The organism is Methylophilus sp., assembly GCF_035460085.1.
Classification (GTDB): Bacteria; Pseudomonadota; Gammaproteobacteria; order Burkholderiales; family Methylophilaceae; genus Methylophilus.
Genome location: NZ_DATHWZ010000003.1, coordinates 1 through 14,481, shown reverse-complemented (window position 1 = coordinate 14,481; position 14,481 = coordinate 1). Strand labels below are relative to the sequence as shown.

Sequence of the window (14,481 nt, the reverse complement as noted above, 5' to 3'; positions counted from 1 at the left end):
TTCCAGTGGCCTGGTCAGGTCTGTAAAAATCATTTATACCCTTTTCGGCTTACTTTGCTCGAAACGTACTTTTTCGCGTCGTTCGATCTGGGTAACGCGTCCATCGTGGATGGTAATTTCAATTGAGCCATACCCTGTATCGCGCTGCACAGCGATGATTGCCGCATTGACAGCAGAAAGTACAGCTTCGTCATAATCTATATCCGGCTTGGTCAGGGGTGACGACATGGTGTATCTCGCTTGTGTTGAATGAGCTGGATTATTTCAGAATATTTATATTTTAAAAAATAATTATTTATTATTTTTATATTCTAAATAATTATATATGATATAAAAAAAACCCGCTTGACAGCGGGTTTTGTATTGGAAAGAAATTGTTTCTAGAAGTTATATTGCAATTGGACACGCAAAGCATCTGCTTTAAAGTTTTCGTAATCTACTCGTGCCGGCAAGTTATTGGAGGCACTCGCAGCACCTCTGTTTCCTGTCACAAGATTGGTACGATTCATACGATGATACACCATCGCGATTTCAACTTCAGGTGCGAGTTGCCATTCAACACCGGCCTCCCAGTCGTTTACGTGATTTTCCGGGGAATTGGTTTCAGCTTTGTTAAACCCGTCGAAGTATTGCCATTTAATAAATGGAATCAAAGTACCATTGGTGCTCAGGAACTGGAAGTTATCGATTTTATACATCGCCTGAACATAACCGCCATTCAAGTTTTGCTTTTTAATGACGCCATTTGCACCTTCATTGATATCCAGACCTGGTGTTGAACCCCAGTTCCACTCTGCTTGAATACCGAATGGTTGTGGGTACATGACGAAGGAAATACCCACACGTTCGTCATCGATACCATTCCTGCCCGAACGAGGTGTGCCAGTGCCTAAGGTAGGCGCAGCAGCCGTTGACGAGATGGTGCCGTCAGCATTACGGCGGCTATATGTTCCCGTCGTTGAAATATATTGGCCATGGTAAGCTTGAATACCAGCTTCAAAAATCTGACCGCTTTCAGTTTTCCATGGGTAAGTAAATCGTGATACTACGTGGTAGTTATCGTTTTGATCCCTAGCATTAGCGCCTTGTCCATTATAAAAACCTAAAGCAAACATACCGTAGTTGCCTGAGTGTTTTAAACCTTGCTTGTTAATATCTTCAAATAAAGCCTGGATATCTGTTGGGGTGTAGTAGTAGAAAGCACCCAAATCACGCTCATCACGTACTGCACTGTTCAACGCATCGTTACGATCCAATGCCAAGCGGTTTGAGCTTGATTGCAGGTTTTCAAAGCCATAAGGCACTTTGGATTGACCGACACGCACACGATGCACGCGTGTTTTATCGATATACACATCACCGTAAGCATCACGCAATTGTGCGAAGTTACCTGCTCCACTGGCGTTAGAGTTTGTAGTACCACCGACGGAGCTCGCAAAGTCCGGCTGTATGTAGTAACTCAAGTGATCACCGAAGTCACCAAAGATAATCAGGCGTGCACGACGGATCAGGAAGTTTTTATCGGCATCACCTAAGGACTGGTCATCACCAACTGACCGATCAGACCAAAGGTTAATGCCCTCGTCACCGCCCAGCATGGTTGTGTTGCGGACTTGTACGTAGCCACGCAAGTTCACGCGGCTCGTCCAGCTTTTACTTTCTTTTTTCTTCTGGACTTCGACTTCAGTGCTACGGCCTTTGGTCAGCAAAGCACCTTCCTCTTCCGTCAGCACACCTTTGGAGACCAGCGCTTGAACCAGGTCAACGGTTGAGTCAGCCATGGCAGAAAATGACAATCCGGCAAGCACACTGCTCGCCACCGTGGCCATCACGATGCGATGCAATTTTGAATTCATATTTTTTCCCTGTTTGAATATCTAATTTATTTAAACAACGGGGCGTATTTTGAACAGTAAATATGACAATTTGATGACAAATATATGTCTTGGTACTAAAGAATCACTAGTCCGTTTTTAGGCATAAAAAAAGCCACCCGAAGGTGGCTTTTTATTGTGCAAAATTACTGCTCAGCCCGCATGTGCGGGAACAGGATCACATCGCGGATACTTGGGCTATCTGTGATCAACATCACTAAACGGTCAATGCCGATACCACAGCCGCCGGTCGGAGGCATACCGTATTCAAGCGCACGTATAAAGTCGGCATCGTAATACATTGCCTCCTGGTCGCCCGCCTCTTTGGCTTTGACTTGTGCCTGGAAACGCGCTGCCTGATCTTCAGCGTCATTCAGCTCGCTAAAGCCGTTGGCCATTTCGCGCCCGGTGATGAATAGCTCAAAGCGCTCAGTGATTCCGGCTTGCTTGTCGGAGGCACGTGCCAGCGGCGATACTTCAACCGGGTAATCGATGATATAAGTAGGCTGCCACAACTTGCTCTCGGCTGTTTCTTCAAACAGGGAGAGTTGCAATGAGCCCAAACCGGCATGGTCAAATGCTTTGACCCCAAGTTTGAGTAATTCTTTACGCAGGAAGTCGGCATCATTTAACTGATCCAGCTTGTATTGTGGCGCATATTTCTGGATTGCACCGATGATCGTCAGGCGCTCAAACGGTTTGCTCAGGTCTACTTCTTTATCAGCATAATTCAGCACTGCCGTGCCGCGCGCTGCAATCGCAGCAGCGCGTATGCATTGCTCGGTGAAATCCATCAACCAATGATAGTCAGTGTAAGCCGCATAAAACTCCATCATCGTAAACTCAGGGTTATGGCGTACGCTCAAGCCTTCATTACGGAAATTACGGTTGATTTCAAACACGCGCTCAAAGCCGCCGACAACTAACCTCTTCAGGTAAAGCTCAGGTGCAATCCGCATAAACATCTGCATATCCAGCGCATTGTGGTGCGTAATGAACGGCTTGGCTGAAGCCCCGCCCGGAATCGGGTGCAGCATCGGCGTTTCTACTTCCAGAAACTCGTTTTCATTCATGAACTGGCGAATTGCAGTCACAACTTTTGAACGCGCCTTAAAGGTCTCACGGGTTTCTTCAGAGGTGATTAAGTCAACATAACGCTGGCGGTATTTGATTTCCTGGTCTTGCAGGCCATGGAATTTCTCGGGCAATGGGCGTAAGGACTTGGTCAGCAAACGCAATTCGGTCACATGCAGGGATAGTTCACCCGTACGGGTTTTAAACAAGCGGCCACGGGCACCCAGGATATCGCCCATGTCCCAGTGCTTGAAGCGCTCATATAACTCTTCGCCAATCTCGTCGCGTGCAACATATAACTGGATCCTGCCAGTGCTATCCTGAATCGTCGCAAAACTGGCTTTGCCCATCACACGCTTCAACATCATGCGGCCAGCAACCACTGCCGGAATCTCTTGTGGGTCCAGCGACTCTTTATCGATTTCGCCATACTTGGCTTGCAAATCAGCCGCTTTGTGCTCAGGCCTGAAGTCATTCGGGAAAACTGCTGACTGGCTAGCTGATGCCTGTTCACGCATCAAGCGCAATTTTTCCCTGCGCTCTGCGATGACATGGTTTTCGTCAACTGCCGCTTCATTTATTGCTGTTGAAGGTTGATTGGATGGTTGTACTGTCATAGTTATCCGGCTTTTCGCCTGAGTGATCTTTAAAACCGCTTATTTTAACATTGTTGCAGCTGAATACGTGTGAATTCAGCCAGCTGAAGACTTGTTGGCTAATGGCAGATGTATGCGCACCATAAAACCAATCGGGGATAAATTTGAAGCTTTTACATAACCGCCATGGGCCTCGACAATATGTTTGGTCATCGCCAGACCAATACCATGGCCATCAATTTGTGAAGCACTGCGTCCACGGATAAAAGGCTTGAATATCTGCTCGAGCTCTTGCTGCTCAACGCCATTGCCCTGGTCCTGCACTTCAATGATCACTTCACCAGTGCGCTCGCTACGTTGCAACTCAATCGCCACCTCACCTGACACCGGGCCGTATTTCACAGCATTGCGAACCACATTTTCAATCGCCCGCTGTAATAACTCCAATTGGCCATTAATCAAAATAACGCTATCCGGCATATCCAGGTGAATGCGCGCATCCTGCTTTTCGAACTGCACATCACCCACAATTCCAGCAAGCAAGCCCTTTAAATCCAGGTCGGTTTTTTGCAGTTTTTGCATGCCGGATTCCAGGCGGAATATCTCCAGTAACTCGGCAATCATCTTCTCCATGCGCACCGCTTCAAGTTCTACGCGTTGCAATGAGCTTTGCATTTTTTTTGGGTTCTGCATCACCAGTCCAACGGCCATTTGAATGCGCGCCAATGGTGAACGCAATTCATGCGATACATGATGCAGCATATTCGATTGGCTTTTGATCATGCTGTTTAACCGCAACGCCATTAAATCAAATGCAGCACCGAGTTCAGCAAACTCATCATGGCTTACCGTAATTTTCGGGCTTACCCGGACCAGGAGATTGCCATCGGCGGCAGTCTTCAAATGTTCAAGCAGTAACTTGATCGGATGGGAAATTGACCAGGCCAGTATCCCGGCAAAAATGGCACTCGTGACTAAGCAGAAAACCAGCGCTGAAAAAGGGAAATTTAATAGTAGCTCAACGTAATTGAGCTCATTGGGAGAATGTACATAGCCAGGCTGCTGTAGAGAGTTAAGCAGGGAAGTTGAGCGATTTGCAGTCGTCAATGAAGAAGATTGCGAGGGAGCTTGCTGCACCTGTGCGTGTTTCTGATGCAGTTCCCACTGCACTATATTCCCTACTGTAATCACAGTGGAGATTAAAGCCAGAAATAATGCTGCAAACAGTTTCCAGAAAAGGCGCCCCATACCCCCGCTATCAAGTCTAAATAATTAGTCCCGGACTAACTGATAACCCACGCGATAAATGGTCTGAATCACGTTTACGCCACCTGAAGCTTCTGATATTTTCTGGCGGATGCTGCTCAGGTGGACATCAATGCTGCGGTCATATTTAACGAGTGAGCGACCTAACGCCTTCATAGATAAATCTTCTTTACTGACGATAGTCCCGGCATGCTTGGCCAGTATCTCGATCAAACTGAATTCAGTGCTGGTGAATACGATGGGCCGGTCACCCCAGAACACTTTTCTGCGTTCACCGGAAACGACTAATTGACCAACAACGATATCATTACCTTTGGGGGCATCGTTGTTCTGGCGACGCAGAATAGCGCGGATACGGGCAACCAGCTCACGCGGGAGACAGGGTTTCTGTACATAGTCATCTGCCCCGCCTTCTAGGCCTTCTATACGGCCTTCGTTATCATCCTTAGCCGTCAGCATGAGTACGGGAATATCTGAATGCTGCCTGATATTCTTTAACGTTTGCATACCATCTTGACCCGGCATCATGACGTCAAGAATCACCAGCTCAAACTTGCCAGCCAACACATATTGTTCCCCGGTTAACCCATCGTGCGCAGTTGTCACGCCAAAACCTTCTTGCGTCAGAAACTCCTTCAGCATATTGGCTAGTTCGACATCATCGTCAATCAACAGCAGCTTACTCATTTTATCCTCTTACTGATTAAGAAGGCTTGGACCTTAGCCTTGGAATCTTATCGAAGAAACAAATTGATTAACATGCGTTAAGCAATAAATTTACCAAAGTTTTCATAGTATGCCCAAATTGTTAACTTTTTTAAATTATATATCTAAGTAATTTAGATAAATATATTTAAATGGCACTAAAAGCCTCACATAGCTGACTGAGTAATTGCCCGAATAAAGGCAAAATTTCTGCAGCGGCATGCGGACTATCATCATCTGTAGCGGCCACAATATAACTGATAGTCACTTTATCCAGGTTTTCCCGGTATTCCAGCCAATGTTCAGCCTCAGCTTCTGCAATCAATTTAAACTTGTGAAAGCCTGATTCAATAATTTCGGCCAGCAGTTCCGGCGCAATCCCTTCAAACAACGTACTACCGATCGCCACTTGAGCTTCGTCATAATCCGGCTGATGCTCTTCTTGTGTCAATGGCATGAACAGAAATGCATATACCATCAAGGCGAAACACTGGTACACACCCAGCATTTCAAAGTCGCTTTGCAGCTCTTCACCCGGATGCCGGTCAGCGGCTTGGATAGCCCTGAACGTAACGAAACTGGCGATGTAATAAGCCGCCTGTTCAACATCCGCACTGGCAAATGCAGCCCTGGCTTCATTCTCTGAATGTCCGGTCACCTGCCTGGTTTCTACCTGGCATAACTGGTGCAGCAATTTAACGCGTTCGGTGTAGGTCATTTCCATATTCCATCCTTCATTTTTTAAGCACCAGTCACTCGAATACAACGAATTACTCAGGCAATGCCTCAAGTTTTTCCTGACATTCCAGCCACTGGATTTCTATTATTTCCAATTGTTTTTTGTTTTCTGCCTGCGCCATCAGCACTTTTTGTAAAGTAGCTTTTTGTTCCACATTGTAAATGTCACTATCAGCCAACTGACTTTCCAATAGATTTTTATCAGTTTCCAGCTTGGCCAATTGTGTTTCCAGACTGGCTAACATTTTAACCAACGGGCGCCGCTCGCTGAGCCTCGCCTGCCGGTCAGCTTTTTGTTGATGATAGCTATTCTGTTTGGGGGAGGATGTGCTATCGCTGGCAACGGATGTTTGCCCTTGTGTTTGCAAGTGTTGCTTGTAATCTTCGAGGTCGCCATCAAACACTTCTGCTTTGCCATCGGCCACCAGCAAAAACTTTTCGCAACAGGTCGCCAGCAAAGTACGGTCATGAGAGACCATCACCATGCCACCTTCATATGCCTGTAATGCCAAGGATAATGCATGCCGCATTTCAATATCCAGGTGATTGGTTGGTTCATCCAGCAAAATAAGGTTAGGCCGTTTCCAGATCAACATGGCTAATGCCAGCCTGGATTTCTCTCCTCCGGAAAACGGACCGCAGGCGGTTTTCGCCATTTCACCGCGAAAATCAAAACTGCCGAGAAAATCCAGCAGCTCCTGTTCGCGCGCTGTCGAATCCAGCCGTTGCAAATGTTGCAAAGGCGAGTCGGTTGCAATCAGTTGCTCTAATTGATGCTGGGCGAAATAACCGATGCGCAAATCCTTGCCTTCAATGCGCTCCCCGGCCAGCAAAGTCTCTGACTGTGCCAGCGTTTTAATCAACGTGGATTTACCGGCTCCGTTTTTACCTAACAACCCTATCCGCTCACCCGGGCGGATCGCCAGATGTGCGAAACTGACCAGCACTTTGTCGTGATAGCCCAGTTTGGCCTGGTTTAAAACCAGCAACGGGTCGGGTGCAGACCCCAGCTCCCTGAAACCAAAGCTAAATGGCGAATCAACATGCGCAGCACTGATGCGCTCCATGCGTTCAAGTGCCTTGATGCGGCTTTGCGCCTGCCTGGCCTTGGTCGCTTGCGCGCGGAAACGGTCAATATACTTTTGCAAGTGCGCAACCTGTTGTTGCTGCTTGTGGTAACTGGCTTGCTGCAATGCCAGTTTTTCGGCGCGTTGACGCTCAAAATCGCTATAGCCACCGCGATATAAATCCAGCCTGCGCTGCTCAATATGCAAAATATGGTTGACCGTGTTATCAAGAAATTCACGGTCATGTGAGATCAGCAACAGGGTTCCCTGGTAAGCATTGAGCCAGCTTTCCAGCCAAATCACCGCTTCAATATCCAGATGGTTGGTAGGCTCATCCAGCAGCAGCAAATCAGAACGGCACATCAATGCACGCGCCAGATTCAAACGCATGCGCCAGCCACCGGAGAAGTCACTTACAGCGTGTGATAACTGGGCTTGTGAAAACCCCAGGCCAGCCAACAGAGTGCTGGCTCTCGATTCAGCACTGTAACCATCAATATCGGCAAGGCGTTGATGCCATTCGGCGACTAGTAATGGGTCAGAATTGTCATGGTCATCAGCAGAATGCGCTCTAGCCAAATGCGACTGCAATGTACGCAGTTCTTCATCACCATCCAGTGTGTAGTCCAGTGCCGATTGCGACAGTGCCGGGGTTTCCTGGGCGACATGCGCAATGACCCAATGCGCAGGAATCAGCAAATCGCCTGCGTCAGCGACCAGCTCACCGAGTAGCAGTGCAAACAAAGTAGACTTGCCCGCACCATTGGCACCGGTTAAACCAACACGATGCCCGGGATGCAATTGAAAACTGGCATCCTCAACCAGTGCTTTGCCTGCTCTTGAAAAAGTCAGTTGTTTAAATTGAATCACTGCTGACCACTTTCACTTAACCCGATGTTTATTTTGTGACTTTTCATCTCATTGACCTGACCCGGAGCTGACACGCGATAATTGCCCGTAAACGCTTTTAAACCATAAAATACGGATTCTGCGATGGGCCAAAACTCTGCAAATTCGGCATTTTAAACGATTCGCCTTCATCAGACTGCATAATTCTCCCTTCAAGCCAGCATCCGTTACGGTGCTGCAACTGTTTTCGAGTAAAATAGTCTGTTGATAATCCCCCTGTATTCAAGACCCGCCTCTGCTCATGCCTCTGCAAAAAATAAAACGCTGGCTACTCACTCTGCTTATTGTCACATTAGTAGTCCTGGCAGGCATCATCGCGGTGATCCAGTTTTATGTTTTCCCCCACATTGATGATTACAAAGATCGCATCGCGCAGAAACTAAGCCAATCGATGAAACAGGAAGTCACGATTGCGCACATAGGCATTCGCTGGCGTGGCTTGGCGCCACAGGTAACCCTGGGGGATGTCACCATATTCGACGCGCAACAGCGCCCTGCCCTGGAACTTTCAAAGATCACCACACGGTTGTCCTGGAGCAGTGTGGTGCTTTTATCACCCTCACTCATCAGTCTGCGCATTGATGCACCTAACCTGATTATCAGGCGCACCGCCGACGGAGAGCTTTTTCTGGCGGGCATTTCCATGTCCGGCAAGGGCAATCCTGCATTTTCCAACTGGCTGCTCGCACAACGACGCATCAGGATCACCCATGCCTCGGTGACCTGGGTAGATGAACAGCGCCAGGCACCACCGCTATTGCTGGAAGACCTCAACATAGAAATATTGACTCCGGTCTGGCAGCGCCTGCTAGACCGACATACTGTCCATATGGATAGCCTGGTTTCTACCGGCACCAAACAACGTATCACGCTGGACTCTGTGCTGGTCGGGGATGATGTGACCAAACCGGAAGCATGGCACGGCGAAGTGTCTCTCCGCTTGCCGCAAATCGATTTGGCAGCCTGGAGCCCGTGGCTGGACTTGCCGTTTAAGATTCACTCCGGACAAGGCAATATGACCGCCACACTGGCTTTTAAAGCCATTCAACTGCAACGCATGGCCGCGCAAATTGATTTAAAGTCAGTTTCCGCCACCCCGCCAAATACGGCAGAAACTTTTCTAGCCAATAGCATGCGTGGTGAATTCCGCTGGCAGCGTGTCGAGCAACGCCACATGATTTATTTGAAACATGTGTATGCCGACATCGATCCCGGCCTGCTTCTTGATGATGCAAATGGTGAGTTGCAATGGGACGCACAGGGCCATGAGGGCGTACTGAACGCGAAAAAATTCGTACTTGACCAAGGGGATTTATTAGCCAAGTGGCTGGATCCGCAATCTCAGGCCGCCAGTTATCTGCAACATATCGCTCCGGGTTTCAATGCCAGTCAAATCAAGTTACGCTGGCTGAATCAACAGGATAAGTGGCAAGACTATACTGTGGAAGCGAACCTGGATGCGGTCCATACCACCGCATATGAGCAGATACCGGGCCTGAAGAATTGGTCAGGGCGACTGTCATTACATCCGAATACCGGCAGTATTGATCTCAACACACAGAATGCCAGTATCGATGTAGCAAAAGTCCTGCGTTGGCCGGTACCAATTGATCGCTTGCAGGGCAACATCGAGTGGGAAAACAACGGCAAGAAACTTCTCATCAGCACCCGCAACTTGTATCTTTCAAACCCGCATATCGCCTTGCGTAGCAACCTGGAGTATCAACTTGGCGCTGCCGGCGGTGACAGCATTCAGTTGCAAACCCAGATTGAGCGCGGGGATGCCAAACACGCGCCATTCTACTACCCGCTTATCCTGGGTGAATCCACACTGCATTGGCTGGACACTTCGATTCTTTCCGGGCATATCCGCCGTGGTGAAGTCATCATCAAAGGCCGCATGAAGGATTTCCCATTTGTGAATGCCGCGCATCAGGCAGACCCTGCACTGGGAATATTCAAAGTCACCGCACAGGTAGAACAGGCCAGCCTGGAATACGGTACTGGCTGGCCTTTGGTCCAGAATATAGATGCGTTGCTGAAATTTGAAGGCAAGCGTATGGACATCGCGGTGAAAAACGGCACTACCGTCGGCCAGCGTATTACACAGGCGCATGCTGAAATTCCACAGCTGGATGCTGACTGGCCCATACTGAATGTGAAAGCCACTGTAATGGGCAGTGTCGAGCAGGGTGTTAAGTTTGTAAATACCAGCCCGGTGCGCCAGGTGACCATGGGGTTTACCGACTACCTGAAAGCCAGCGGGGATGCCGAATTGAAACTGGCATTACAGATCCCATTGAATAACGTGGATATTAGTCAGTTTCAAGGTGACTATGCAATCAAAAATGGCCGCATTGCCGCTAATCCAGAGATTGCCATGCCGGAAATGAGCAACATCAACGGTCACCTGAAGTTCACTGAAAAAGGCCTCCAAGCACAAAATGTACAGTTGGCCATGTTTGATAATCCAGCCTCTGTAAGCATTAGTTCGCGTAGCGACAAGTCTGTCATGATTCAGGGCAGCGGACGCATCACGGATGCTGCACTGAAAAAACTGGACAGCAACCTGATTACCAATGCACTGCATGGGACGACAGACTGGAAAAGTAACATCCTTATCGAACCGTCTAACAATCTCCGCGTGGATATCCGCACCCAATTGATCGGCATGGCGATTGATTTGCCTGAACCAATGAGGAAATCTGCAGATAGTCCAGCTAACCTTGCGATTCGCCTGCGGCAGGAAAGCAAGCAGCCAGACAAGATTGCAATTCACTTCAATGACTGGCTACACGGCAACTTTCTGCGTGACACCAGCGGGCCTGAACCCAAAATCACAGGTGGCGAAATATCAGTGAATACACCGCCTCAAATGCCTAAAGGTGATGGGATTAATCTGCGCGCAGACTTCCAGAAACTGGATGTCGATGAGTGGCTTACCTACACTGGGCAGAGCGCTGTTGGTGGTCCTGATCCTGCACATCCTGTTGATTTACCTCTCAACCGGATTGAGGTTAACGCCGGGACCTTGCATGTATTTGACCGCAACCTGCACCAGATCAAGTTAAAAGTAATTCCTGACCAGGACCGTCTGAAAATGACTATCCAAAGCCAGGAACTGGCTGGTGACGTAGACTGGATTTCGGTCAAACCTAATAACAAGCTGGTAGCCAAATTAAGTTATCTGCGTATACCGCGCAGTATGGATACAGATGAAACACCTCCGGTGACTGGCGAAGTGCGTCGCCTGAATATGACCTATCCTGAAGTGGAAATTTCCGCACAGGATTTCCAGTTTGGTGATAAGCAGCTGGGAAGCCTGGATATCAGGGCCTTTAACAGCGGCGAAAACTGGATTATCCAGAAAATGAATCTCAATAACCCCGACAGCCAGTTGTCTGCTGACGGCACCTGGCGGAACTCCGTCCGTGATCCCCAAACCACGCTCAAATTTAACCTGACATCAAGCAACCTGGGTAAAACCTTGCAGCGCTTCCAGGCTAGTGGAGAAATGGTAAAAGGCGGCACCGGCGATATCGCCGGACAAATCGGCTGGTCCGGCAGCCCGCACCAGTTTGCGGTTGAGCGGCTGGATGGCAACTTCACCATGCAACTTGAAAAAGGACAAATCCTGAAAGTGCAACCGGGCGTAGGGCGCCTGTTAGGTTTGCTAAGCCTGCAAAGCCTGCCACGACGTTTAACGCTGGATTTCCGTGACTTATTCAGCCAGGGGTTTGCGTTCGACAAGATCACGTCTACCGCCAACATCCGCGATGGCATCTTGCGCAGCGATGACTTGTTCATGACCGGCCCCGCGGCAGAAGCAAGACTAAAAGGTGAAACTAACTTGAAGACTGAAACCCAGCGCCTTCGGGTAAAGGTCACTCCGCACATCACCGACTCTGTCTCGCTGGCAGCGCTGGCAGCCGGGCCTATCGTCGGTGTGGCGGCTTTTGTAGCACAAAAACTGTTGAAAGACCCCTTGAACAAAATCAGTTCCAGTGAGTATCTGATCACAGGGACATGGGACAATCCGCAAGAAGTCGAAATTGATAAAGCACCACCACCTAACAAGCCTGTTCAGCCTTTTAAAAGCATCAATTGATGGCAGAATAGATACCGCAATCACTTTAGCGCTCACATTCACCTAGTTTCAATGGAAAATATGCCATGGCAGACAATAAGACAAAAAAACTGAAATCCGCAGCCAAAGACGATATTGTCAAAGTCGCCGCTATCCAGATGGCATCCAGCCCGAGTGTGGCCGCCAACCTGGTTGAAGCGAAACGGCTGATTGAAATGGCAGTCAAGCAAGGCGCAAAACTGGTAGTGTTGCCCGAATACTTTTGCATCATGGGCCTCAAAGATACCGATAAGGTCGCAATCAGCGAAAAACCGAATGATGGGCCTATCCAGCAATTTTTAAGTAAAACGGCCAAATCATTCAAGATATGGATCGTTGCCGGGTCGGTACCCATGCAAAGCAGTCAGCCGAAAAAGATCCGCAACAGCTGCCTGGTATATAACGAAAAAGGCGAGCAGGTTGCCCGTTACGACAAGATCCACCTGTTTGGCCTGGATATGGGCACTGAGCACTACCATGAAGAAAACACCATAGAACCCGGCGATAGTGTGGTTGCGATTGATACGCCTTTTGGCCGCATCGGCTTGTCGATTTGTTATGACTTGCGCTTCCCGGAGCTATTCCGTGCCATGGGTGAAGTCGATATGATCGTGCTGCCATCTGCGTTTACAGAAACCACAGGCAAAGCCCACTGGGAAACACTGGTGCGTGCCCGCGCCATTGAGAACATCTGTTATGTAGTAGCATCTGCGCAAGGCGGCTACCATCTTTCTGGCCGTGAAACCCATGGTAACAGCATGATTGTCGACCCCTGGGGGGTGGTCCTGGACAGGCTGCCACGCGGCTCAGGGATTGTAATTGCCAATATCAACCGCAATTATATTAAGAACCTGCGTCAGAGCCTGCCGGCCTTGAAGCACAAAACGATTACCACTATTTCATGAAAATGCTGAGTGTAGTAATAGCACTCTTGACATGAAAACCCTTCCAATGATTAAACCAGCTAAACCTTTTATAAGTTGACTTACTATGCAAACGCTACTCACCACTGCCAACGATACGCTCCTCCGCCCTGCCGGGCTGGACCAGGAAGCTTTGAGCAAAGTGCTGTCAGGCATGATGACGCATAACATTGATTATGCCGATTTGTATTTTCAATACAGCCGAAGTGAGTCTTGGGGGCTGGAAGAAGGCCAGGTGAAATCGGGTAGCTTTAATATTGACCAGGGTGTAGGTGTGCGTGCGGTGAGTGGTGAAAAAACCGCCTTTGCATATTCCGATGATATTCATCTGGATGCCTTGCAACAGGCCGCCAATGCGACACGCGCGATTGCCAGCCTGGGCCAGGAGAAAACCGGTCATAGCATACTCACTCGTAGTCACGCACCACTCTATTTACCGCAAGACCCGATTGCCAGTCTGAGCGCTGATGCCAAGGTCAAGTTACTGGAAAAACTTGAGCGTTACGCTAAAGCGCAGGACCCACGCGTGACGCAGGTGATGGCCTCTATTGCAGCTGAATATGAGGTAGTCATGGTTGCCCGTAGTGATGGTGTGATGGCTGGTGATGTACGCCCGTTGGTGAGACTATCATTGCAAGTGATTGCCGAACACAATGGCCGTCGTGAGCAAGGCAGCAGTGGTGGCGGTGGCCGTTTTGATTACAGTTATTTCACGGACGACGTCTTGCAGGACTACGCACAAAAAGCAGTACACCAGGCATTAGTCAATCTCGATGCACGCCCTGCCCCGGCTGGCAGCATGACCGTTGTACTGGGAAGTGGTTGGCCTGGCATTCTTCTACACGAAGCGATTGGTCACGGCCTGGAAGGTGATTTCAACCGTAAAGGCAGCTCCGCTTTTTCTAATATGATAGGCCAGCAGGTGGCCGCCAAAGGCATCACCATTGTCGATGATGGTACCATTACCGACCGCCGCGGCTCATTAAGCATGGACGACGAAGGCAATGCGCCACAAAACACCGTGCTGATTGAAGACGGCATCCTACGTGGTTACATCCAGGATACGCTGAATGCCCGCTTGATGGGCATGGGCCTGACCGGCAATGCCCGTCGCGAAAGCTACGCCCATATCCCTATGCCCCGCATGACCAACACTTACATGCTTAATGGTGACAAAGACCCGCAAGAGATTATCAAATCAGT

General features: G+C 49.0%; 10 protein-coding genes. 3 read left to right on the top strand and 7 right to left on the bottom strand.

From position 1 onward, the window contains the following. Positions 1 to 33: 33 nt before the first annotated feature. From VK958_RS00160 to VK958_RS00130, 7 genes are all read right to left on the bottom strand, one after another. Positions 34 to 228 carry a YezD family protein gene (locus VK958_RS00160; RefSeq protein WP_325238222.1) on the bottom strand — a complete coding sequence of 65 codons (195 nt, stop codon included), beginning with the start codon at positions 226 to 228 and terminating at the stop codon, positions 34 to 36. 152 nt (positions 229 to 380) lie between these two features. Then, a complete protein-coding gene (locus VK958_RS00155; RefSeq protein WP_325238220.1) occupies positions 381 to 1,856 on the bottom strand; it encodes a porin in 1,476 nt (491 codons plus the stop codon). A gap of 164 nt (positions 1,857 to 2,020) precedes the next feature. Continuing rightward, the gene (gene lysS, locus VK958_RS00150) at positions 2,021 to 3,565 is read right to left on the bottom strand and encodes a lysine--tRNA ligase (RefSeq protein WP_325238218.1); all 1,545 of its coding nucleotides are present in this window, start codon (positions 3,563 to 3,565) and stop codon (positions 2,021 to 2,023) included. A 75-nt stretch (positions 3,566 to 3,640) separates the two neighbouring features. Then, positions 3,641 to 4,714, bottom strand: a complete 1,074-nt coding sequence (locus VK958_RS00145) for a sensor histidine kinase (protein ID WP_325238216.1) — start codon at positions 4,712 to 4,714, stop codon at positions 3,641 to 3,643. Between the two features lie 102 nt (positions 4,715 to 4,816). After that, complete coding sequence (locus VK958_RS00140) at positions 4,817 to 5,497, bottom strand: response regulator transcription factor (protein ID WP_325238214.1); 681 nt, start codon at positions 5,495 to 5,497, stop codon at positions 4,817 to 4,819. A 166-nt stretch (positions 5,498 to 5,663) separates the two neighbouring features. After that, complete coding sequence (locus VK958_RS00135; protein WP_325238212.1) at positions 5,664 to 6,233, bottom strand: hypothetical protein; 570 nt, start codon at positions 6,231 to 6,233, stop codon at positions 5,664 to 5,666. Positions 6,234 to 6,285: 52 nt separating this feature from the next. After that, positions 6,286 to 8,190 carry an ATP-binding cassette domain-containing protein gene (locus VK958_RS00130; RefSeq protein ID WP_325238210.1) on the bottom strand — a complete coding sequence of 635 codons (1,905 nt, stop codon included), beginning with the start codon at positions 8,188 to 8,190 and terminating at the stop codon, positions 6,286 to 6,288. A gap of 280 nt (positions 8,191 to 8,470) precedes the next feature. On the opposite strand from VK958_RS00130, the gene VK958_RS00125 reads away from it, so the two are divergent. From VK958_RS00125 to VK958_RS00115, 3 genes are all read left to right on the top strand, one after another. Next, on the top strand, positions 8,471 to 12,337 hold the full coding sequence (locus tag VK958_RS00125; protein ID WP_325238208.1) for a YhdP family protein: 3,867 nt from the start codon (positions 8,471 to 8,473) through the stop codon (positions 12,335 to 12,337). Between the two features lie 65 nt (positions 12,338 to 12,402). Beyond that, a complete protein-coding gene (locus VK958_RS00120) occupies positions 12,403 to 13,260 on the top strand; it encodes a carbon-nitrogen hydrolase family protein (protein WP_325238206.1) in 858 nt (285 codons plus the stop codon). 85 nt (positions 13,261 to 13,345) lie between these two features. Continuing rightward, on the top strand, positions 13,346 to 14,481 hold a 1,136-nt coding region (locus VK958_RS00115; protein ID WP_325238204.1), incomplete at its 3' end, for a metallopeptidase TldD-related protein.